The 22,198-nt window shown below is 66.2% G+C and carries 19 protein-coding genes and 1 tRNA gene; 5 read left to right on the top strand and 15 right to left on the bottom strand.

Annotation, left to right across the window (positions count from 1 at the left end):
• Positions 1-2 precede the first annotated feature (2 nt).
• The 3 genes from selB to VVR85_RS03575 form a co-directional block, all read right to left on the bottom strand.
• Positions 3-1,796, bottom strand: a complete 1,794-nt coding sequence (selB, locus tag VVR85_RS03585) for a selenocysteine-specific translation elongation factor (protein WP_368519589.1) — start codon at positions 1,794-1,796, stop codon at positions 3-5.
• Positions 1,797-3,089 carry an L-seryl-tRNA(Sec) selenium transferase gene (selA, locus tag VVR85_RS03580; RefSeq protein ID WP_368519588.1) on the bottom strand — a complete coding sequence of 431 codons (1,293 nt, stop codon included), beginning with the start codon at positions 3,087-3,089 and terminating at the stop codon, positions 1,797-1,799. It abuts the gene before it with no gap.
• A gap of 27 nt (positions 3,090-3,116) precedes the next feature.
• Positions 3,117-3,211, bottom strand: a tRNA-Sec gene (locus tag VVR85_RS03575).
• A 180-nt stretch (positions 3,212-3,391) separates the two neighbouring features.
• Between VVR85_RS03575 and selD the strand changes: the two genes are divergently transcribed.
• The gene (selD, locus tag VVR85_RS03570; RefSeq protein ID WP_368519587.1) at positions 3,392-4,378 is read left to right on the top strand and encodes a selenide, water dikinase SelD; all 987 of its coding nucleotides are present in this window, start codon (positions 3,392-3,394) and stop codon (positions 4,376-4,378) included.
• On the opposite strand, the gene yedF is transcribed toward selD, so the two are convergent.
• The 7 genes from yedF to VVR85_RS03535 all read right to left on the bottom strand — a co-directional run bounded on the left by yedF (position 4,375) and on the right by VVR85_RS03535 (position 12,352).
• A complete protein-coding gene (yedF, locus tag VVR85_RS03565) occupies positions 4,375-4,698 on the bottom strand; it encodes a sulfurtransferase-like selenium metabolism protein YedF (RefSeq protein WP_290225688.1) in 324 nt (107 codons plus the stop codon). The two genes, selD and yedF, sit on opposite strands and share 4 nt — an antisense overlap.
• Complete coding sequence (locus VVR85_RS03560) at positions 4,698-4,934, bottom strand: hypothetical protein (protein WP_368519586.1); 237 nt, start codon at positions 4,932-4,934, stop codon at positions 4,698-4,700. The genes yedF and VVR85_RS03560 overlap by 1 nt, the downstream gene beginning before the upstream one ends.
• 12 nt (positions 4,935-4,946) lie before the next feature.
• Positions 4,947-5,948, bottom strand: a complete 1,002-nt coding sequence (yedE, locus tag VVR85_RS03555; protein ID WP_368519585.1) for a selenium metabolism membrane protein YedE/FdhT — start codon at positions 5,946-5,948, stop codon at positions 4,947-4,949.
• A 129-nt stretch (positions 5,949-6,077) separates the two neighbouring features.
• Complete coding sequence (gene nrfD / locus VVR85_RS03550; RefSeq protein WP_368519584.1) at positions 6,078-7,196, bottom strand: NrfD/PsrC family molybdoenzyme membrane anchor subunit; 1,119 nt, start codon at positions 7,194-7,196, stop codon at positions 6,078-6,080.
• Positions 7,193-8,194: a 4Fe-4S dicluster domain-containing protein gene (locus VVR85_RS03545; RefSeq protein ID WP_368519792.1), complete on the bottom strand. Its 1,002-nt coding sequence runs from the start codon at positions 8,192-8,194 to the stop codon at positions 7,193-7,195. The genes nrfD and VVR85_RS03545 overlap by 4 nt, the downstream gene beginning before the upstream one ends.
• A gap of 72 nt (positions 8,195-8,266) precedes the next feature.
• Positions 8,267-11,545 (bottom strand): formate dehydrogenase-N subunit alpha, encoded by a 3,279-nt coding sequence (gene fdnG, locus VVR85_RS03540; protein WP_368519583.1) that lies wholly within the window; start codon positions 11,543-11,545, stop codon positions 8,267-8,269.
• Positions 11,546-11,653: 108 nt separating this feature from the next.
• Positions 11,654-12,352 carry a PIG-L deacetylase family protein gene (locus VVR85_RS03535; protein WP_368519582.1) on the bottom strand — a complete coding sequence of 233 codons (699 nt, stop codon included), beginning with the start codon at positions 12,350-12,352 and terminating at the stop codon, positions 11,654-11,656.
• A gap of 151 nt (positions 12,353-12,503) precedes the next feature.
• Between VVR85_RS03535 and VVR85_RS03530 the strand changes: the two genes are divergently transcribed.
• On the top strand, positions 12,504-13,892 hold the full coding sequence (locus VVR85_RS03530) for a dicarboxylate/amino acid:cation symporter (protein ID WP_368519581.1): 1,389 nt from the start codon (positions 12,504-12,506) through the stop codon (positions 13,890-13,892).
• Positions 13,893-14,022: 130 nt separating this feature from the next.
• Here the strand turns inward: VVR85_RS03530 and VVR85_RS03525 are convergent, their stop codons facing one another.
• Complete coding sequence (locus VVR85_RS03525) at positions 14,023-15,234, bottom strand: MFS transporter (RefSeq protein ID WP_368519580.1); 1,212 nt, start codon at positions 15,232-15,234, stop codon at positions 14,023-14,025.
• Positions 15,235-15,441: 207 nt separating this feature from the next.
• On the bottom strand, positions 15,442-16,386 hold the full coding sequence (locus VVR85_RS03520) for a PRC and DUF2382 domain-containing protein (RefSeq protein WP_368519579.1): 945 nt from the start codon (positions 16,384-16,386) through the stop codon (positions 15,442-15,444).
• Between the two features lie 425 nt (positions 16,387-16,811).
• Here VVR85_RS03520 and VVR85_RS03515 point away from each other — a divergent pair, with 425 nt between their 5' ends.
• Positions 16,812-17,537 carry a FadR/GntR family transcriptional regulator gene (locus VVR85_RS03515; protein ID WP_368519578.1) on the top strand — a complete coding sequence of 242 codons (726 nt, stop codon included), beginning with the start codon at positions 16,812-16,814 and terminating at the stop codon, positions 17,535-17,537.
• A gap of 60 nt (positions 17,538-17,597) precedes the next feature.
• Here VVR85_RS03515 and VVR85_RS03510 read toward each other — a convergent pair whose 3' ends face one another.
• Together VVR85_RS03510 and VVR85_RS03505 are read right to left on the bottom strand one after the other, a co-directional pair.
• Positions 17,598-18,131, bottom strand: coding sequence for a type 1 glutamine amidotransferase domain-containing protein (locus VVR85_RS03510; protein WP_368519577.1), 534 nt, complete (start codon positions 18,129-18,131; stop codon positions 17,598-17,600).
• 108 nt (positions 18,132-18,239) lie between these two features.
• Complete coding sequence (locus tag VVR85_RS03505) at positions 18,240-18,806, bottom strand: mismatch-specific DNA-glycosylase (protein WP_368519576.1); 567 nt, start codon at positions 18,804-18,806, stop codon at positions 18,240-18,242.
• 41 nt (positions 18,807-18,847) lie between these two features.
• Between VVR85_RS03505 and VVR85_RS03500 the strand changes: the two genes are divergently transcribed.
• Positions 18,848-19,507: a pyroglutamyl-peptidase I gene (locus tag VVR85_RS03500; RefSeq protein ID WP_368519575.1), complete on the top strand. Its 660-nt coding sequence runs from the start codon at positions 18,848-18,850 to the stop codon at positions 19,505-19,507.
• 66 nt (positions 19,508-19,573) lie between these two features.
• Here the strand turns inward: VVR85_RS03500 and ychF are convergent, their stop codons facing one another.
• Positions 19,574-20,659, bottom strand: coding sequence for a redox-regulated ATPase YchF (gene ychF, locus VVR85_RS03495; RefSeq protein WP_368519574.1), 1,086 nt, complete (start codon positions 20,657-20,659; stop codon positions 19,574-19,576).
• Between the two features lie 127 nt (positions 20,660-20,786).
• Here ychF and VVR85_RS03490 point away from each other — a divergent pair, with 127 nt between their 5' ends.
• Positions 20,787-22,163: an AI-2E family transporter gene (locus VVR85_RS03490; protein ID WP_368519791.1), complete on the top strand. Its 1,377-nt coding sequence runs from the start codon at positions 20,787-20,789 to the stop codon at positions 22,161-22,163.
• The last annotated feature ends 35 nt before the right edge of the window (positions 22,164-22,198 follow it).

Below are 22,198 nucleotides of genomic sequence, written 5' to 3'. Positions count from 1 at the left end.
CGCTAGCGCAGCTCGCGGTGCCCGGCGTCGATCCGGCGGGTCACCCGCTGGGCATCGAAGTGGTCGAGCACCGGGATGACCACGCGGCGGGTGGTGCCCAGCGCCTGGCGCGCCTGCGAGGTCGTAAACGGCTGGTCCAGCTCGCCCAGGCGGGCCTTGGCCCACTCCAGACTGGCCGGCACCAACACCACCCCGCCGCCCAGGCGCACCACGCGCCCGGCGCGCTCGGCAGCGGCCAGCTCCTTCGCGCCCAGCCCCCAGGCCTCCAGGTCGCCGGCCTCGGGCGCCGCACAGGGGGCATCGGCCAGCTGCTTTTCCAGCTTGGCGATGCCTTCTTCCGCCGCGCCGAGGCCCGCCTGGCGCCCCGGCAGGCTCAGCAGCCCGTCGGCGGAACTGACCTTCGCCGCGGCGATGACGACGTCGAGAAGCTCCTCGCCGGGCAAGGCCAACAGGTGGACCGCGGCCACGCGCGGCATGCCGGCGGCCAGCGGGTTGTCGGCGAAATAGGCCTCAAGTGCGCCCAGCAGCTCGGTCTTCCACTCCGTGACCGCGCGGGCGGCAATCCACCACCCGCGGAAGGCGACCACGCCGGCCGGTCGGTTGTCCGTATCCAGGCCCTGGCGGGCCAGGTCCTCGACGCGCACGGCCTTGCGGCGACGTACCTGTTCCCCGGCGTCGCTGGCATCGGTAATGCCCGCCAGCACCTGGCCGCGCCGGGTCCCGTCCCCGCGGCGGTTGAGCTCCGGCGGGGCGACGTCGATGACCTCGACGCCGGCCAGCACGTGGCGCGCGCCCGAGCCGCGCAGGATGAGGCGGTCCCCGACCACGACCGGTAGCGGCTCCGGCAGCTGCAGGCGGGCGTGCTGGGTGTCGAAGGGCCGCACGTGCACACCCACCCCGGCGCTGCCCAGATGGGCGACGACCTCCTGCGGGACCTCGTCCAGGCCCCGGCCCGTGGTGCGGCGCACGTCGATAACGCGGGTGGCCTCCCACTTGCCCGGGGTGGCCAGCACGTCGCCGCGGTGGATGGTGCCGGCGTCGATGCCGCGCAGGTTCACCGCCACCCGGCTGACCGGCTGGGCAAGGTCGATGGCGGAGTTCTCACTGTGCAGCCCGCGCACCTCGACCTCGCGCACGCCGGTGGCCTGGAACAGGCTGAGAGTGTCCCCGGGCCGCAGGGTGCCGGCCACCAGGGTGCCGGTGACCACGGTGCCCGCGCCGGTGATGCTAAACGACCGGTCGATCCACAACCGCACGGCGGCTGCCGGGTCCGGTTCCGGCCCGACCAGGCCGTCGAGGGCCTCGCGCAGCTTGTCGATGCCCTCGCCCGTGACCGCCGAGACCTCCACCACCGGCGCCTGCGCCAGCGGCGTGCCGGCCAGCTCCCGCTGGACCTGGGCGGCGGTGTTAGCCCGCTGTTGCGCGTCCGCCTTGTCCGCGCGGCTTAAGACCACCACCGCGCGCTCGATACCCAGCGCCACCGCGGCGTCGCGGTGATCGCTGCTCTGGGCCTGCCAGCCCTCGTCCGCGGCGACGACGAAGAGCAGGATGGGCGCCGGCCCCAGGCCGATGGGCCCCAGCCCGGCCAGCATGTTGCCCAGGAAACGCTCGTGCCCGGGCACGTCGACGAAGGCGACGTCTTCCCCGCTGGGCAGCGTGGTCCACGCAAAGCCCAGGTCGATGGTCAGCCCGCGGCGCTTTTCTTCCTCCCAGCGGTCCGGCTCCATGGTGGTCAGCGCTTTGACCAGGGTGGATTTGCCGTGATCGACGTGTCCGGCAGTGGCGATGACCTGCATCTAGATAGCCTCCTTCAGGGCCGCGAGCAAGGTGGGATCTTCTCCGGGCGGCACGCAGCGCAGATCCACCAGGCAGCGCCCGTCGTGGACGCGCGCGAGCACCGCCGGGCTGCCCTTGCGCAGGCGCCCCGCCACCTTGTCGTCTAAGGCGATGGCGTAGCCGGGCAGCGGGTACTCCGGCGCCCCGCCGCCGCCCACGCGCCCGGCGTGCTCGACGACCTGCGCGCCCAGCTCCGCGGCCATCGCCTCCGTGCGGGCTTTCAGCGGCTCGGCGCTGACGTGCAGCGCGTCCGCGACGGCGTTGCTCGGCGTGTTCAGCGCGGCCTCTAAGGCGTTGAGCCGCAGCTTGTCCACCCGCAGCGCCCGGGCCAGCGGGTGCTTCTTCATGCAGGCGATGGCCTCCCGAGTGCCGAGCAGAATCCCGGCCTGGGGGCCGCCCAGCAGCTTGTCCCCGGAGGCGATGACCACGTCCGCGCCGGCCGCCAATTGGGCGTGCAGGTCGGGCTCGTCCGGCAGCGTCGCGTCCGGGGTCAGAAGGCCCGATCCCAAGTCCACGATGAGGCGGACGCCATGCTCCTGCGCGACCGGGCGCAGCTGCTCCACCGAGACCGCGCTAGTAAAGCCGGTGATCCGGAAGTTCGAGGGGTGCACCTTCAAGATGGCGCCGGTCTCCGGACCAATGACTCCGACGTAGTCGTGGAGGTGGGTCCGGTTCGTCGCCCCGATCTCGCGCAGGCGCACGTGCGAGGACTCGATGAGCTCCGGTAGGCGGAAGCCCGCGCCGATTTCGATGAGCTCTCCCCGCGAGATAATCACTTCCTGGTGCGGGGCCAGCGCCGCAGTAGCCAGCAGCAGGGCGGCCGCGCCGTTGTTTACGATGAGCGCGTCCTCAGCCGCCGGGCACGCCGCAAGCAGCGCATTGACCGCCCCGCGTCCGCGGTGCTTAGAGCGCAAGCCCGTCTTGAGATCCAGCTCCACGTCGGTGTAGCCGGCGGCGGCGACCAGGGCATCGACGGCCGCGGGCGGCAAGGGGGCGCGTCCCAGGTTCGTGTGCACGATAACGCCCGTGGCGTTAATGACCGGCCGCAGCGAATACGGCTGGGCGCTGCCGACTCGCCGGGCGACCTCGCTCGCCACGTCCTCCGGCGGCACCTGCCCGCGGCGGGCCTGGTTGAGGACACCGTCGACGATGCTGCGAATCACCGGCTCAGCCACGTGCGCCCGGGCCTGCTCGACCTCGGGCAGTTTCAGCAGTTCATCGGTGCGCGGGATGTTGCGGCGCGGGTCAGTCACGGCACTCCTGGATAAAAATAAGCTTATTGGCGGAGACGGACAGGAATCGAACCTGCCAGACCGAGATACTCGGCCTCACCGGTTTTGAAGACCGGGGCGCCCACCAGGACGCAGACGCCTCCACCGGAGACTCTACCAAGCACCCCCGCGGCCAACACCAGCGCCCGCCTGCCTAGGTGCGCCCTTCGCGGTCACCAGCGCGAGCAAAGTGCACACTTTCCTGCTCCCGGTGAGCGCGAAGGGTTCATGGGAGGGGCGACAACCGTACCATCCCGGGCGCTTTGACGGGTAGGCTCGGGGGCATGGACGATATCAAGCTGACCTCATTCGCAGCAGGCGGCGGTTGCGCCTGCAAAATCCCCGCCGGCGAGCTCGAATCCGCCGTCGAAGGCCTGGTGGGCCACGCGGACCCGAACGTCATCGTCGGCCTGGACGCCGGCGACGACGCCGCCGCGGTCAAGATCCAGGACGGGCTGGCCGTCATCTCCACCGCCGACTTTTTCACCCCGATGCTCAACGACCCCTATGACTGGGGCCGGGTCGCCGCGGCGAACGCGCTGAGCGACGTCTACGCGATGGGCGGCACGCCCGTTACCGCCATCAACCTCGTGGGGTGGCCGCGCGAGGTGCTGAGCCTGGACATCCTGCGCGAGGTGCTGCGCGGCGGCATGGACGTAGCCGAGCAGGCCGGCATTTCGATTACCGGCGGGCACTCTATTACCGCGCCGGAGCCGCTCTACGGGCTCTCGGCCACGGGCATCGTGGACCCGGACAAGCTCATGCGCAACGATTCCGCCGAGGCGGGCCTGCCCATCACCCTGACCAAGCCCATCGGCGTCGGCATCCTGAACAACAAGCACAAGGCCACCGGCGAGGCCATCCCGTCGGCGGTCGAATCCATGACCACGCTGAACCGGGAGGCCGCTCAGGCCGCCACCCAGGCCGGGATCAAGGCCGCGACCGATATCACCGGCTTCGGCCTGCTGGGCCACCTGTACAAGATGTGCCGGGCCTCCGGCATCGCGGCGGAGATTGATCAGTCGGCCGTGCCCGCCATCGACGGCGCCCGCGAGGCGTTGGCCGACGGCTTCATCCCCGGCGGCTCCCGCCGCAACCTGGACTGGGTCCGCCCGCACCTGGACGGCGGCGAGGCCAGCGAGGAAGACCTCATCTTCCTGGCCGACGCGCAGACCTCCGGCGGCCTGCTGCTCATCGGTGAGGTGCCGGGCTACCCGGTCATCGGCCGCACCGTGCCGGCTACCGGCGAGGCCCTGATTAGCGTGCGCTAGCGGCCCAGCTTATTTTTCAGCTTGCCCAGCAGACCCGGCTTGGTCTGCTGGGTTTTGTTGTCCATGCGCGGGCCGGTGACGTGCTCACCGCGCTCGAAGACGAAGGTCATGCGCGCGCCGGTGCGTTCCGGCTCGCCGACCAGGCGGTGGCCGGCGGCGGTGGCATCGTCAGGCACGTTGCGGAAGGCCTGCGGGCAGTCGGTGGTGATCTGCAGCTTCTGCCCCGGGTCCATGTCCTGCAGGGCGCTCAAAGTCTGGATAACCGGGTAGGGGCAAGATTCGCCGCAAAGATCCAGCTCGAAATCAGGTAGCTCGTTCACTAGTTGTCCTTTCCGTACTGGGCGTCGAGGCGGCCGCGGCGGTCGGTGCGCAGCGGAGCCTGCGCCAGCCACCACAGGCCGAGGGCGGCCAGCGAGGCGATGAGCGCCAGCCACGGGCCCCAGGATTCGTAGAAGTTGAATTTGATGGCGTTGGCCACCAGGGCATCGTAAATGCCCCAGTGATCCCAGCCGTAGGCCAAGACGGTGGCGCCGATGATGTTGCCGGCGAAGGCCACCCAGGCAACCAGCTAGCCCTCCATCGCGCGGTACATCATGCCGGTCTCGCAGGCGCCGGCGAAGATGATGCCGATGCCGAAGAGGAAGCCGCCCAGGATGGTGCCCCAGCCGGCCGGCTTGGTCAGCGGGGTGGCATCCGTAAGCAGCAGGACCGCGAAGGTCACGACGACGGCGGCGGCCAGACCGATGATCAGCGAGTCCGCCAGCTTGGTCTTCTTGGTCACCCACAGGTCACGGAACGCGGCGGTAAAATAGATCTGGCCGCGCTGGATGAGCACGCCGAAGGCCAGGCCGAAGAGGACGGCCACTCCCAGCAGCGGCTGGCCGGAAGCGAAGTAGACGACGGCGATGACAAGCGTCACGATGGTCACGGCGATGCCCAGCCAGCGCTTGCGCTGCAGCTGCCGGCGCACGTCCGCCAGGCCCACCTTGGGCGTGTTGATCGGCTTGGGCTTGGAGGGCCCGCGCCACCACGGCATTTTGATGATCTTGACGCCCACGGCCGTGCCGACCGCGGTCATGATGGTAAACAGCCAGGCGTGCAGGGAGAACTGCGGGATGCCGGTGAACATGGCGGCGAGGTTGCAGCCAAACGCCAGGCGGGCGCCGAAGCCGGCGATGATGCCGCCGCACAGGGCCTGGACCCAGCGGCGCTTCAGCGGCGGGATGCGCCAGCGGAAATCGCCGGCGATGAGGGCGGCCACCAGGGAGCCAATGAGCATGGCGACGACGATCCAGCCGTCGGTGCGCTGGAGGGGGTTGCCCTCCATGGTGGTGACCTCCTGGTAGTACTGCCAGGACTGGATATCTGCGCCCAGGGCCTCGACCAGGTGGCCGCCCAGGCGGGTGAACTCGCCGGTCACTGCCCAAACAGTGCCGGTCAGAAGGAAGTAGAGACCACTGAGCACGCCCAGGATGGCGAACACGGGTCCAGGGGCAAGGCCTACGCGGCTGCGATAGAAGGCGTCGTACGAGCGCTTGTCATAGGACGACTTCGTGCGGGGAATAGTCACGAATATGCAATCTTTCATTCGGTTGTAGCTCGTGCCGAAGGTTCTGTCCCACCTTGGGCACACGAGCCAACGTTATGCCGCCCTTTGACAGGGCTGACAAACCGAAAACTCAGACTGCGCTGTCCCCCGCTAATCTGGGGTGACGACCGAGCTATCCAAGCCCTGCTCCGCCCGCCGCGCGGCGGCGCGGCGCTTCTGCGGGCCGATGGTCGTCATCGGGTCCTTGACCGCCTCCAAACCCGCATTCAGCACGCCGAAACGCGTGCACGCCGAGCCGGCCAGCAGGCTCAGTCCGGAGGCGACCGCGCCCCACCGCGACTTGGTCAGCGCGGAAATCGCGGTGCCCACTCCCCCGGCGGCGATGAAGTACTCGGAGGCCTTCATCAGCTTGCCGGGCGTGCCCTTGTGCAGGGTCTCGCGCGGCTCGGGCTCCATGTTTTCTTCCATGACGCGGGTGGCGACCAAGTCGCTGACCGCGGCCATCATGCCCAAGGCACGGGCCGGGCCGGCGAACTGCTGCGGGGTGGTCACCATCGCCAGGCCGGAGGCCGCCGCCGAGGCCGAGGAGACGAAGACGAAGGCCAGGTGCCGCTTCGTGTCGTTCCAGGTCGGGTTCGAGGTGTTGCCCAGCAGCACGGCGGTGTAGCCGGCCAGCGGGCCGCCCAGTACACCGGCGACGACGCCGGCCGGGCCGGCCGCGCCGTGCACGGCCTTGCGCGCGAACTTCGGCAGGGGGACGCGGCGCCCGGTGGCATCGTCGAGCTCGGACAGAGCTGGCAGCGGGGCCGCCGTGGCGAAGGTAGCCAGGATCCAGGAACCGATGCTCATCGGCGAGGTCACCTTGAACACGCGGAACATGTTGAGCAGCCGCTCCGGGCGGCCCAGGTCGAGCACCAGGCAGACCGAGCCGGCCGCGGCTGCGCCGAAGGCGGAGATAGACGTCGAACGCCGCAGCGCTCGGTTGCCGGTGGCCTGCGCGCCCAGCGACAGCAGCGCCGAACCGCCGGAGACGCCGCCTAGGAACAGGTAGACGCCAATCGGCCACTCCCACGGCGGGGCCTTGACCACGGGCTTGCCGTAGTAGGAGGAGAACTCGAAGTCCTCCGCCATCCGCTGCTCCTTGGAGCCGTCCTGCGCACCGGCGCCTACCTTGCCGCGCTTCTTGCGCTTCGGCTTGGTGCCGTCGAATTTCTTGTAGCGGTTAGCCCGCTCCGGCTGCGGGGGCCGGTATTCGTCGTATGCGCTCACTTCTTGCCTCCCAACACGAAGGATCCCGCGACCGCCAGCGCCATCGCGCCGATGGCCTTAGCTGCTGTCTTGTACATCTGCGGCAGATCCGCAGTAGGCACGCGCGGATCCGGCGGCAGGCCGTAGACCTCCGGCGAATCCAGCAGCAGGAACAGCGAGCCGGTGCCGCCGACGCCGTCCTCCGAGTTCGCCCCGTAGAGGCGCGCCTCGTGCAGGCCCTGCGCGTGCAGCTCGCGCACGCGCTCCTGGGCGGCGGCGAGCATGTCGTCGTAGGTGCCGAACTGGATGGAATTGGTCGGGCAGGTCTTCGCGCACGCCGGCTCCTGCCCCATCTTTAGCCGGTCGTAGCACATGGTGCACTTCTGGGCCACGCCCAGGTTTTTCACCGGCATGGGCTGGCCCGCGGTGTGGTCGTCGCCCTGCGGTTTAAGCTGCTTGAGCTTGGCCAAGACGTTGACGCCCGCGTGGGGGTTGTCCTGGTGATCGACGGTGGCGGTCTTGTCCGTCTTCAGGGTCACGCCGCCGTCGTCGCGGCGCTCAATCACGCCGAACGGGCAGCCTGCCACGCAGGTACCGCAGCCGTTGCAGACGTCGTCTTGGACGACCACGGTGCCGTACTCGGTGCGGAAGAGCGCGCCCGTTGGGCACACGTCCAGGCAGCCGGCGTGGGTGCAGTGCTTGCACACGTCCGAGGACATCAGCCAGCGGAAATCCGAAGTATCCGGCGGGGTGGTGTCAATCTCTGGCTCCGCGCCGCCGATGGTCGGCATGCCCAGCGAGATGAGCTTCCGCCCCTCCTCGCGGGCCTCCTGGATGCGGTCGTCGCCCTGCTCCACGAACGCCACGTGGCGCCAGGTATTCGCCCCCAGCGCGCCGGTGTTGTCGTAGGAGTTGCCGGTGAGCTCGTAGCCCTCGACGGGGTTACGGTTCCACTCCTTGCAGGCGACCTCGCAGGCCTTGCAGCCGATGCACACGGAGGTATCGGTGAAAAACGCCATGCGCGTGTATGAGTCATACCCGTGGGAGTGCTCGGTCAGCGCGTTGGAATTAGCGCCCAAAACGTCAGTCACCTAGAACTCCTTTCCTTCGTCGTCCGCCACGTTGCCGGCGGTCCGGTCCGTGCCGGTGCCGCCGTCCTCGTCGGCATTTTTGGACTCGATGGTGAACTCATCGAGCACGTCGACCAACTGGTTGCCCGAATCCAGGTCCAGGTTGGCCCGGCGCTGGTATTCGTGCAGCAGCTCCAACTTGGCCTGGCCGCGCGGGCGGCGGCCCGGCTGGATATCGCAGGCGCCGATCTTCGAGTTCTGGATGAACACGTTCGGCTCCAGCGTAAGCCCCAGCAGGTCGTTCGGGCCGTCGCCGGCCACCACCGCGTTGTTGGAATCGCCGTAGTGGAACGGCAGACCCAACTGGTGGAACTCCTGGCCGTTGATGACCATCGGCTCCATGCGGTCGGTGACCAGCACCTGCGCCTCGATCACGCCGCGCGGCGAGACAATCGTGGCCCAGCCGCCGTTTTCCAGGCCGCGCTTTTCTGCCAGGGCCTTGGAGACCTCGCAGAACAGCCCCGGCTGGAGCTCCGCCAGGTACGGCAGGCGGCGCGACATCGCACCCGAGGTGTACATCTCCGTCAGTCGGTACGTGGAGAAGACGAACGGGAAGACCTCGGATCCCGGCGTGCCGGCCTCCGGCTTCGACAGGTTGTCCGGGCGCTTGATGGTCAAGCGCGTCGGCGACTGCTGCTGCTTGTACAGGATGTTGCGCACCGGAGACTCATGCGGCTCGTAGTGCGTCGGCAGCGGACCGTCCGACAGGCCCGACGGAGCGAACAGCCAGCCGCGGCCGTCGGTCTGCATGATGAAGGCATCCGTGCCGTCCAGGGCAGCCGGGCCCACCGCGTCGATGGGCGCCTTGTAATCCGGCGGCAGCGTGGCCGGGAAGTCCGGCACGTCGTCGCCGGCCCACTTGCCGGCCTCGGCGTCCCACCAGATGTACTTCTTGCGCTCCGACCACGGGGTGCCGTCCGGCGCCGCCGATGCCCGGTTGTACAGGATGCGGCGGTTCGCCGGCCACGCCCAGCCCCATTCCAGAGCGACCTCGTTCTGCTCCGAACCCGGGACCTTCTTGGCCGAGTGGTTGATGCCGTCCTTGTAGACGCCGGTGTAGATCCAGCAGCCACCCGAGGTGGTGCCGTCCGACTTCATCTCCGTGAACGCCGGCAGCAGCTGGCCCTTCTTCGGGCCGTCCAGGTAGTAGCCGTTGATCTCCTTGAGGATGTCCTCCGAGTGCGGCTCGCCTTCCTCGTTTTCCTCGTAGTCCCACGCCAGCGCCTGGATGGCGCGGTCGCGCGGGTCGGTGGAATCCGCCAAGCGCTCCTTGATCTTCTTACCCAGCTGGTAGAAGAACCACAGCTCGCTGGTGGCGTCGCCCGGGGCATCGACAGCCTTGAAACGCCACTGCAGCATGCGCTGCGTCTGCGTGAAGGTGCCGGCCTTTTCCACGTGGGTGGCCGCCGGCATGAGGAAGACCTCCGTGCCGATCTCTTCCGTCTTGAGCTCGCCGGTCTTAATCTCCGGGGAGTCGTGCCAGAAGGAGGCGGTCTCGATCTCCTGGAAGTCGCGGACCACCAGCCACTTCAGCGCGGCCAGGCCACGGCGCTGCATGCCACCGTTGGACTGCGCCACCGCCGGGTTCTGGCCGAAGACCAGGTAACCCTCGACCTGCCCGTCGAGCATGCCCATGAGCGTCTCGTAGGTCGAGTGCGCCCCGGAGATGCGCGGCATCATGTCGAAGCCCCAGTTGTTGTCCTTCGTGGCGTTGTCGCCGAAGTAGGACTTCATCAGGGACACGGCGTAGTTTTCACCGATCTGCCAGAAGCCCTTCGAGCCCGGCTTGGCGAAGTTGGCCACGTAGTTGTCCCAGCCGTCGTCCTGGACGTGCGGCATCGGCAGATAGCCCGGCAGGTTGTTAAACAGCGTCGGGATATCCGTCGAGCCCTGGATCGAGGCGTGCCCGCGCAGCGCCATGATGCCCGAGCCCGGGCGGCCGACGTTGCCCATCAGCAGCTGCAGGATAGCCGCCGTGCGGATGAACTGCGCGCCCAGCGTGTGCTGGGTAAAGCCCAAAGCGTAGGCGAAGCACGTCGTGCGATCCGGCTTGGAGTTATCCGCGATCGACTGCGCCAGGTAGTAGAAGTCCTCCTGCGAGATACCGCAGGTCTCCTCCACGATCTCCGGCGTGTAGCGCGCGTAGTGACGCTTGAGAATCTGGAACACCGAATTCGGGTGCTGCAGGGTCTCGTCGCGCTCCACGTTCCACGCCTGGCCCTCATCCTTCTTGACGTACTGCCACGAGTCGTTGACGTACTTGCCGGTCTCCGGGTCGAAGCCGGAGAACAGCCCGTCCAAGTCCTCGGTGTCCAGGTAGTCGTCGCTGATGATGGTCGGCGCGTTGGTGTAGTTGACCACGTAGTCGTGGAAGTACAGATCATTGTCGATCATGTACTTGATCAACGCACCCAGCAGCACCACGTCCGTGCCGCCGCGGATACCGATGTGTCGGTTCGCGAAGGCAGAGGTACGCGTGTACCGCGGGTCCACGTGGATGATGCGGGCACCACGCTTCTTGGCCTCAACCACCCACTGGAAGCCCACCGGGTGGCACTCGGCCATGTTCGAACCCTCAATGACGATGCAGTCCGCATTCGCCATATCCTGCAGCGGCTGGGTTGCGCCGCCGCGGCCAAACGAAGTTCCCAAACTGGGAACGGTGGCGGAGTGTCATATGCGGGCCTGATTTTCGACCTGCACCGCGCCCGTGGCGGTAAACAGCTTCTTAATCAGGTAGTTTTCCTCGTTATCGAGCGTCGCCCCGCCCAGGCCTGCCACGCCCATGGTGCGGTTGAGCGGACGGCCGTAATCGTCCGTGTCCTGCCAGCCGTTGCGGCGGGACTCCAGGTAGCGGTCCGCGATCATCTCCATCGCGGTATCCGTGTCCAGGTCCTGCCACTCGGTGGCATACGGCGCGCGGTACTTGATGGTGGTCAGGCGGGACTCGGAGTTGATCAGCTGCTCCGAGGCCGAGCCCTTCGGGCACAGGCGGCCGCGCGAGACCGGCGAATCCGGATCGCCCTCGATCTGGATAACCTTGTCATCTTTAACGTAGACGCGCTGGGAACAGCCCACCGCGCAATAGGGGCACACGGACTGGACAACCTTGTCCGCCTCCGCGGTCCGGCCGTGCAGGTGCTGGCTCTTGGCGGACTGGGTATTCACGTCCCGTCCGAAGGCGTCACCCGAGCGGAACTGGCGCACGACAGGCCAGTTGAGAGGGCTAAATTTAGACATGTCCTCAATCTACGGCGCAGACCGCCCGATTTCCAGAAAGGCTATCCTAATTAAGCCCTGTTAGAGCCACTGCCACGGCTTTTAGTTGCCGCGTCAACTTCCGGCGTTCTAAACCGGATCGTAGACGCGCACGCGCAGCCCGTAGCCACCGCCGTCCAACGCGACCATCTGCGGGATAAAATCCTCCGGCCGCGGATGGTCGGGCAGCTCTTCGAGGTAGCGCTTGTGCTCGCTCAACGATGCCACCCCACCAGCCACCGCTTCCCCACTCAGCGTCTGCACGTGGGTACTGTCCGGGTCGTTAGCCACCAGCAGCCGCTGCGCCTTGTGGGCCGGCAGGTCTAGGTCCTGGAAGATCCAGGGGTTGTCGGCGTCCCGGATGGCGTCAATCGTGGACACGCCCACCGCGCGGTGGTCGACGTGGTTGAGCCCCCAGCGCGCCTGCAGGCCGAACATCATGATGGCGACGGTATCCGGCTTAAACTTCCGGATCTTGGCGGCGATGGCCCGGCGCACCGCGTGCGAGTGCTCCACCAGCCCGTCCGGGAAGTCCAGGATCTCTAGGTCCTCGACCCCGACGGCCGCGCAGGCGCGCCGTTGCTCCTCCGCGCGCAGCGGGCCGCATTCCTCCGGCGGCAGGCTCCTAATCCCGGCCTCGCCGGCGGTGACCAGCAGGTAGGCCACCTCCTTGCCGGCGTCGGTCCATTGCTTGACCGCGCAGGAGATGCCGTACTCGGCGTCGTCCGGGTGCGCTACCACCACGAGAATGCGTTCCAGCTGCGAATCATCCAGTGTCTCCAGAGCCATATCCCCATTCTGCCAGGAGTTTCGGCGGCCGGCTAGGGCTTGCGGGATTGTGCTATTGACCTGCCAGGGTCTAAGGTGGAACAGGCAATTAAAAGAACTACCCTGTCTATTTTTCCTAACCTAGTCGGTTCATTTCTAAAGAAGGTTTCTCATGTCCTCTTCCACGCCATCGTCCGCGGCCACGCCCGCCGACGATAAGAACACCCGCGGCTCCTCCGGCCTGCCCAAGTGGGCCACCGGCTTCGGCGCCCAAGTTATCGCCGGCCTGATTATCGGCCTCATCCTCGGCTTCATCGCCGCCGGCATGGGCGGCACCTCCGAGGATCCCAACTGGCTGACCTCCCTGCTCACCGGCGTCGGCTCCGCCTACGTCCAGCTACTCAAGGTCATGGTGCCGCCGCTGATTTTCGCCGCGGTCATCACCTCGGTCGCCAACCTGCGCAAGGTTGCCAACGCCGCCTCCCTGGCGATTTCCACCCTCATCTGGTTCGCCATCACCGCCCTGATTTCCGTAGTCATCGGCATTCTCGTCGCCGTCGTCATAAAGCCGGGCGTGGGCACCACCGTGGACGCCTCCACCGCCGAGGAACCCAGCAACGTCGGCTCCTGGCTCGGCTTCCTCCAGTCCATCGTCCCGGAAAACTTCATCGGCCTGGGCGCTTCCTTCAGCGACAACGAGGTCTCGCTGAGCTTCGGTGCCCTGCAGATCCTCGTCGTCTCCCTGGCACTGGGCATCGCCGCCGTCAAGGCCGGCAAGGCCGCCGACCCGTTCCTGAACTTCACCGAGTCCTTCCTCAAGGTCATCCAGGTCGTGCTGTGGTGGATCATCCGCCTGGCACCCATCGGCACCGCCGCGCTCATCGGTAAGGCCGTCTCCTCCTACGGCTGGGACGCCCTCGCCTCCCTGGGCAAGTTCGTGCTTGCCATGTACGTCGGCCTGGCCCTGGTCATCCTGGTCGTCTACCCGGCCGTGCTGGCCTACAACCGCATCCCGGTCATGGGCTTCTACAAGCGCGTTTGGCCCGTGTTCTCCCTGGGCTTTGTCACCCGTTCGTCCATGGGCGTCATGCCGGTGACCCAGCGCTTTACCGAAAAGGCCATGGGCGTGCCGCGCGAATACGCCTCCTTCGCCATCCCGCTGGGCGCGACGACAAAGATGGACGGCTGCGCCTCCATCTACCCGGCCATTGCGGCCATCTTCGTCGCCCAGTTCTACGACATCCCGCTGAGCCCGACCCAGTACCTGCTCATCATCTTCGTCTCAGTCATCGGCTCGGCCGCCACCGCGGGCACGACCGGCGCGACCGTCATGCTGACCCTGACGCTGTCCACCCTGGGCCTGCCGCTGGCCGGCGTCGGCCTCTTGCTGGCCATCGAGCCCATCATCGACATGGGCCGCACCGCCGTCAACGTCACCGGCCAGTCCGTGTGCGCCACCATCGTCGCCAAGCGCGCGGGCATCCAGGACAAGCAAGTCTGGGACGCCGCCGAGCACGGCGTCGGCGATATCATCGAGCCGTCCAAGCAACCTGCCGCCTAAGCCGGTACCGCCCAAGCCCCCTCCTGGGGGCTTTTTTCATGCCTTACACCCCCTTGATGAACCCTTCGCGGTCACCAGCACGACCCGGCTGCACCAGAATCTGCTCCCGGTGAGCGCGAAGGGCGCACCTCTAAATGTCTTCGGTGTGCAAGTTGCTGCCCTTGGCGGCGTCGGTGCGACCGTGGACGAGGTAGTAGACGCAGCCCGCCATCACGATGAGGCCGGCGAGCAACCAGTACATGGCCGAGTAGCCGGTAGAAGAAATGAGCATGCCCAGGAAGATCGGGCCGAGCCCCACACCCAGGTCGAGGAAGAGGAACATGGTGGAGATGCCAGCGCCCATCTCCTCACGCTTGACCAGCCGCACGGAAATCGCCTGCACGGCCGGCATGATGGAGCCATAACCCAAGCCGACCAGCGAGCCCGCGAGGACCACGTGCCAGTCGGCGGTCGCCGTGGCCAACAGGGCGAGGCCAGCGATAAAGCCCGCCAGCGTGATGTAGATGACACTGTTGTCACCGCGCCGGTCCTGGAGACGCCCCAGGAAGAAGCGCATGGCAAAGGTCATTAAGGCATAGGCGATGAAGAACAGCCCGGCACCGGCGGTCAGGCCGGTCGCGTGCGCATAAGAATTAAGGAAGGTCACGACGCCGGTGTAACCGATGCCGACTAGGAACATGAACACGCCAATGGGCGCGACCCGCGGGTGGACCACCGCGGCCAAGGTGAACTTCGGCCGGGAGTCGCGGTTGCTTTCCGGAACCTTGAGGAACAAGGCGACGACAAGATCGATGATGGTCAGCGCGGAAACGACCACGAACATCGTGGTATACCCCGGCCCGTTGGCCAGAAAGAGGCCGATGGCCGGGCCGATCGCCGTCGCCAGCGTGGTGCCGAGGGCGAAATAGCCGGTCCCCTCGGCGCGCTTGCGGTTCGGGATGACGGCTTGCGCCACGGCCATAATCGCCGTGGAGGTCACCGCGTAGCCCACACCGTGCACGAAGCGAACGGGAATGAGCACCGCCAGCGAATGCGCCGGGAAATACAAAACACAGCTGACTACAACCAGTACCAGGGACACCAAGAGCGAGGACCGGCGGCCGACGGCGTCGACTACGTAGCCGGAAAAGAGCCGGGCCACGGTGGCGCCCACGACGAAGGAGCTAGCAGCGAAGCCGCCGGCGGTATCGGAAGCACCGAATTGGGTGACGGCATAGACCGCCATCGTGGTGATCAGGATGTAGAAGACGAGGAACTGCGCGAAGTTTACGATCCACGCGAGGATAAAAGTCGGGTTGAAAAGCTTGTCGTTGTCGGCATGCGTTACGGACGTATGGGTCACCTTCTTGAGTTGTGGCAAGCTGCACGCGGCAGCGGGAATTATTGGAACCGAAATACTTTATCAGTACCACTTAGCCGCCCAAGCACTGCCTCACCGACGACAAGACCTAGGCGAATACCTGCTGGAACTAGTCGAAGACCTGCTGGCAGCACAAAACCCCGGCAGGCGCGGGGCCTGCCGGGGTGTGCTATTTAGACGAGGAAGTGTTTACTTCTTGTCCTGGGTGCCCAGGCCGTCGGTGTCGATCTGCTCCTTGCGCAGCTCCTCGGTGTGGCGCTGGGTCTCGGTGACCTGCTCCTTGTTGAGGTTGATCTTCTCGACCGGGACGGTCTGCTTGTCAACGTTGAGGCGCTCCTCGTGCAGGGTGACGGAAGCTTCCTCGGTGTCGCCGTCCTTGATCTCGCCGGTGAAGTTAGCAGCCTTTTCCTCGGAGATCGGGGTGCGCTCGACGCGGACCTCTTCGTGGGTAACCGGAACCTCGACGGTCTCGGTGTCGGTGACGACGTACTTGCGCAGGCGAGCCTCGCCGGAAGCAACCTTTTCCTTGTTGACGTTGAGCTGCTCCTCGGAACGGATCATGGAGCCGTCATTGTTAGCAGCGGTGCGGTCGTCGGTAGCAGCCTGGCGCTCGGTGGCTGCGGCCTCGCGGTCAGCAACGTTCTTGTCAGCAGCGTGCTCGCCGGCAACCTTCTTCTCGTCGGCAGCGGTGCGCTCGCCGGCAACGCCAGCGCCTGCAACACCTGCGCCGGCGCCAGCACCAGCGACACCAGCGGTACCGGCGTTGGTGCGGTCCTGCTCGCGGTTAACGTCGCGGTTGGTGTCGCGGTACTCGGTGCGGTCCTCGGCCTGCTCCAGGCCGTAGTGACGGAAGATGTCGTTCTGCTGTTCCGGGGTCAGTGCGGAGTCGGAATCGAAGTCCGGGGCATCCTTGATGCGATCCTTGGAAAATGCCAGACGCAGCTCGTCACCGTTGAAGTCGTGGCCGCGCAGCGGGACCAGGCTGCTGTTCATGCCGAACAGACCGTGCTTGACGTCCACGAAGGTGGGCTTACCGGTGTTGTCGTCCACGAAGATCTCGTTGACGTCGCCGAGCTTCTCGCCGTCCTTGTCGTAGGCGGTGGCGTTGAGCAGGTCCTTGATGTCCTTAGACATAGTCACACTTTCCTCTCGGTTAGTTATTGGTAATTTCGTCTGTCGGAATCACACGGCCTACACCCGTGATTTGCTTTCTTATCACCGGCGTAGTTAACTTATTCGCTTTTCCGTGCTGCCACCCAAGGTACGCGTCCAGCTCAATATCGCCATGAAAACGTCTGTGTTTTCCATGAATGGCCGCGAAATGGGAACGTTATCGCAGGCCAGAACTTTGATAACAAATCGGCTACATTTGATTCGCGCCCGATGTTAACAGTGTCTCGCGTCGCATAAGTGTCGTTTATGGGGTCTCCGACACGCTACCCCCGCGGTCCGGCGGCCCAGCGTTCCCACCGCTGAAACGACTCACTCCAGCCCGGGCACACCGACTAAACTAGAAGGAACTGAGTCCGCCGGCCCCGAGCTAGAAAGTCCGTCCCTCCATGTTCAACCACTCCGGCGCCGCCGCCCATGCCGTGACCGGCATCATTAACTACATCCGCTCCCGGCGGCTGACCACTGGCGATAGCCTCCCCTCTGAGGCAGCCCTGTGCGAGGAGCTGGGCTGTTCCCGCTCCAGCGTGCGCGAGGCGGTACGCACCCTGTCGAGCCTGGACATCGTCGAGGTGCGCCACGGCCACGGGACTTATGTCGCGGACATGTCCCTGTCCCCCATGGTCACGAGCATGGTCTTCCGCATCGTCTTGGACACCGACCACTTCCTCGAGCGCCTCCTGGACGTGGTCAATACCCGCCAGGCCCTCGATCTGTGGATGACCGACGACCTGGTCAGCCACTACCGCGGCGAAGACATGTCCCAGCTACAAACTATCGTCGAGGGCATGCGGGCCCGGCGCGCCAAGGGCGAGTTGTTCACCCGCGAGGACCGCGCCTTCCACGCCCAGCTCGTCTCGGTCACGTCCAACCCCCTCATTAAAGAGCTTTCCGATGCCTTCTGGCAGGTCCACATGGCCGTCCTCCCGCACGTGCGGATCGCCCTGTCGGAAAACCTCGACCTGACCGTCGAGGCCCACCAGGACATCATTAACGCCCTTTATGCCGGCGATGCCGAAGCCTACCGCCGCGTCGTCGTCGAGCACTACTCACCGCTCAAGCGTGCCATCGACCGACACACCATGGGGCACCGCTCTAGCGCGCGCCCGAGCTAGGCATGCAAAAGCCCGGCCGCGGAAGCAAGGTTCCGGCGACCGGGCATCGTCAAGCAGGGTTTAGTGCTGCCCCTCTGCGATCTCCTCGACCAACTTGTCGTTGAAGGCCGGCAGATCGTCCGGCGTGCGAGAGCTGACCAGACCCTGGTCGCAGACGACCTCGTCGTCAACCCAGGTAGCGCCCGCGTTGCGCAGGTCAGTCTGTAGGGACGGGAAGGAGGTCAGGGTGCGGCCCTTGAGCACGTCCGCATCCGTGAGGATCCACGCGCCGTGGCAGATGACGCCGAGCGGCAGGTAAGCATCGACGTGCTTGCCCACCAGCTCGACCGCGTCCTTGTCCATACGCAGCGCATCCGCGTTACCGGTGCCGCCGGGCAGGATGATGCCGTCGAAAGACTGCCCCTTGGCCAGGGACGTCGTGGTGTCGACGTCCACCTTGGTGCCGTTCTTGCCCTCGATGACGCCTGCCTTCGGCGCGATAATCTTCACGGTCGCACCCGCGTTCTTCACGGCCTCGACCGGGGAGGTCAGCTCCGAATCCTCAAAGCCGTCAGTCGCGATAACCGCAACGGTCTTGTTGGACAGATCAGCCACAACAATCACTCCTTGAAATTCGAAAGTAACTTACGGTCCCCGATCGTAGGCGCCATTTTTCGTTCTTGCAGAAGCCCTCCGCACGGGGCGAATCTGGGCCCAGAAGAATTACACTTCGATGCCCGCGGCCTGAGCCACCTTCCGGTACCCGGCCGCATGGTCCGCGACGCTGGCGTGGGCGTTGAGGCCGCTCGGGTTGTCGAGCACAAACAAACGGGTGCCCTCCCACGGCGAATCCTGCTCCCCGATGACTGCCTGGGGCAGTTTAAAAGCCTTGCGGTAGGCGGTAATCCCCAGCACGGCCACGACCTTCGGGTGGTGTGTGCTAACGACGTCGTCCAGGCGTGCCGGGGCCTGGAGCAGCTCGTCGGTGGTTAGCTCATCGGCGCGGGCGGTCGCGCGCGGAACGAGGTTGGACACGCCGATGCCGAGTTCTTGCAGTTCGGCGAAATCGGCGTCCGCGTAGCCGCCCGAGGCATCGAATTGGTGCGTGGTCAGCCCAGCCTGGTAGAGACCGGGATAGAAGCGGTTGCCGGGGCGGGCGAAGTGCGCGCCGGTCGCCGCGGTCCACAGGCTGGGGTTGATACCAACAAACAGCAAACGCAGCGGCTCCGGCAACAGATCTGGCACGGTGGCGCCGCGGTAGGCGGCCAGTTGTTCTTGGCTAAAACGCATAGACCCCAGGCTAGTCCCGTCAGCCGCTAGACTTTGGCACCATGGCTTCCCTGTTGGTCACCGCCTTCGGTCCATTCGGGCCGAGCTCCTACAATCCGACGCGCGCGGCATTGCCGGGCATCGAAAGCGCGCTTGCCGATGCCGCCGTCACCACCGCCGTACTTCCCGTGGAGTTCGCCGCCGCGCGAAGGCAATTGCGCGGCCTCATCGCCAGCCATCGTCCAGACTTCGTGGTGTGCTTAGGGCTGGCGGAATCCCGCCGGGCGCTATCGATGGAAAAGGTGGCGGTCAATGTGATGGCCGCGCGCCTCCCGGACAACGCCGGTGCACAGCCGCTAGATGAGCCGGTCTGCGCCGGGGCGCCGGCGGCGTATTTTTCTACCCTGCCGGTGGCCGGCATGGCCGCGGCGGTGCGCCGGGAAGACCTCCCCGCGGAGGACTCCTACAGCGCGGGCACCTACGTGTGCAACACCGCCATGTTCACGGCCCTGCACGCCACGGCCGGAACACCCGCCCGCGCCGGGTTCATTCACGTGCCCCAGGCCCTCGGCGCGGAATCCTCCGCCACCGGAGCGCTCACCAATGAAGGACTCACGCAGGGTGAGATCACGGCCGGCATCGTCGCTGCCTTGCGGGCGCTGGCGACGGGTGTCGCCGAAAGACAGGACAGTACGCCTCCGCCCGCTGGGCACGTAGATTAAGGCGCTGGCCACACATAAAAAATCCGGCCCAGGAGCACACTGCCCCGGGCCGGAAAGCATCCAGGTCTAGACGTTGAACTTAAAGTCCACGACGTCGCCGTCCTGCATGATGTAGTCCTTGCCTTCCTGGCGGACCTTGCCGTGGTTGCGGGCCTCGGCCATGGAGCCGGCGGCGTCGAGGTCCTCGAAGGAGACGATCTCGGCCTTGATGAAGCCCTTCTCGAAGTCGGAGTGGATAACGCCGGCGGCCTGCGGGGCGGTATCGCCCTGGTGGATGGTCCAGGCGCGGGACTCCTTCGGGCCGGCCGTCAGGTAGGTCTGCAGGCCGAGGGTGTTGAAGCCGGCCTTGGCCAGGGTCTGCAGGCCCGGCTCGCTCTGGCCCACGGACTCGAGCAGCTCGAGGGCCTCGTCGTCGTCCAGCTCCAGCAGCTCGGTCTCGGTCTTGGCATCCAGGAAGACGCAGTCGGCTGGGGCGACCAGCAGGCGCAGCTCTTCCTTCTTGTCCTCGTCGGTAAGCACCTCTTCGTCGGAGTTGAACACGTAGAGGAACGGCTTCGCCGTCATCAGGTGCAGCTCCTTGAGGAGGTCGAGGTTGACCTTGCCGTCCTTGGCGGCGGCGAACAAGGTGGTGTCGTCCTCGAGGATTTCCTGGGCCTTCTTGGTCTCCTCGACGGTCTCGGCCAAGTCCTTGTTCTTCTTGGCTTCCTTCTCCAGCCGCGGCAGTGCCTTTTCGATGGTCTGGAGGTCGGCCAGGATGAGCTCGGTGTTGATCACCGAGATATCGCTGGTCGGGTTGACCTGGCCGTCGACGTGGATGACGTTATCGTCGGAGAAGGCGCGCACGACCTGGCAGATGGCGTCGGCCTCGCGGATATTGGACAGGAAGGCGTTACCCATGCCCTCGCCTTCGGAAGCACCCTTGACGATGCCGGCGATGTCTACGAAGGAAACCGTCGCCGGCAGAATGCGCTCGGAGGAGTAGATTTCCGCCAGGCGGTTCAGGCGCGCATCGGGAAGCTCCACCAAGCCCACGTTGGGCTCGATGGTGGCGAACGGGTAATTCGCCGCCAAGATGTCGCTGCGGGTCAGGGCGTTAAACAGCGTGGACTTGCCAACGTTGGGCAATCCGACAATTCCTAATGTAAGACTCACGTGCCCAATCCTAACGCACTGGGGGCAGGTAGCCGACAGCCGGTTGCAGGTATTTCCCATTCTTACGGCCTTTTAAGGCAAGATAGTGGACGTGAGTTCTAAAGAAGATGAAGCCGCCAACCCGGCCATAACCTCCGCGGAGGGCCAACAGAAGCTGCTGAAGTCGGTCTCTCCCCACCCACCGGGCGACCAGGTCGACCGCTTGGTCGTGCTCGGGCACTACATCCGCAGCATCGCCCTGTGGTCGGTGCGCGTCTTCGTCATCGGCCTGCTGGTCTACGCGCTCGGCTGGCTCATCGGCAGTTTCTGGGAGGGAATTCTGCCGGTCATCCTGGCCCTGATCGTCTGTACCGTGCTGGCGCCGTTCGCCTCCTGGCTGCGACGCCACCGCTTCCCCGCCTCGCTGGCCGCGGCGATTACCATGCTGACCTTCGTGTCGTTGGTGGGCGGACTGGTCGCGTTCATCGCGCCGGATTTCGCGCGGCAGTCGCAGTCCCTCTACCTGCAAACCGTCGAGGGTATCCAGCGCCTGCAGCTGTGGGCGCAGGGGCCGCCGCTGAACCTGGACAGCGACGACATGGGCCAGTACATCGACGACATCGCCTCCTGGCTGCAGGCCCAGGCCGGCGACATCGCCGGCTCCGTGTTCACCGGCATCGGCACGGCGACCTCCCTGCTGATCACCCTGGTGGTCGTCACCGTGCTGACCTTCTTCTTCCTCAAGGATGGGCATAAATTCCTGCCGTGGCTGCGCGAGAGCGTCGGCCGCCGCGCCGGCTGGCACCTGACCGAGCTGTTCACGCGCGGCTGGAACACGCTGGGCGGGTTCATCCGGGCCCAGGCGCTGGTCTCCGGCATCGATGCCATCTTCATCGGCGGCGGCCTCGCCATTATCGGCGTGCCGCTGGCGATGGCCCTGGCGATCATCACCTTCATCGCCGGGTTCATCCCGTTCATTGGCGCCATCGTGGCGGGCGCGCTGTCCGTGACCATCGCCCTGGTCTCCCTAGGCTTTACCGAGGCCCTGATGGTGCTCGGCCTGGTCCTGCTGGTCCAGCAGCTGGAAGGCAACGTGCTCTCGCCGTTGCTGCAGGCCCGCGCGATGAGCCTGCACCCGGTTATCGTCCTGGTCTCCGTGACGTTGGGTTCGGCGCTTTTCGATCTGGTCGGTGCCTTCCTCGCCGTGCCCGCCGCGGCGATGATCGCGGTGGCCTACCGCTACGTCCAGGACATCCTCATGCTGCAGTCCGGTGAAAAGTCCACCGACGACGTCGAGTTCTCCACCATGGCCGGCTACCTCGTCGGCCGCGTCAAGCAGGAACAGGGCCTGCGGCAGCGCCAGGATTGGCGTGAGGAGGCCCCCGAGCCCGACGGTGCCGACGTGAGCGAACTAGTCGATCTGAGCTCCCCGCCGCCGGAGTACGAACGCCCGGCGGCCCGCACCGGCATCCGCAAGCTGAAGGACAAAATCGCGCGAATGTTCGAAACGCGGGAGGGATCTTAAGGCTTCCGTCCGGCGGGTGTGCGAAGTTAGAAGGC

The sequence above is a fragment of the Corynebacterium sp. LK2590 genome, from assembly GCF_040946105.1.
In the GTDB taxonomy this organism is placed as follows: domain Bacteria; phylum Actinomycetota; class Actinomycetes; order Mycobacteriales; family Mycobacteriaceae; genus Corynebacterium.
Note: the sequence above shows the minus strand (reverse complement) of the source record. Positions and strands in the feature narration are given on the sequence as shown.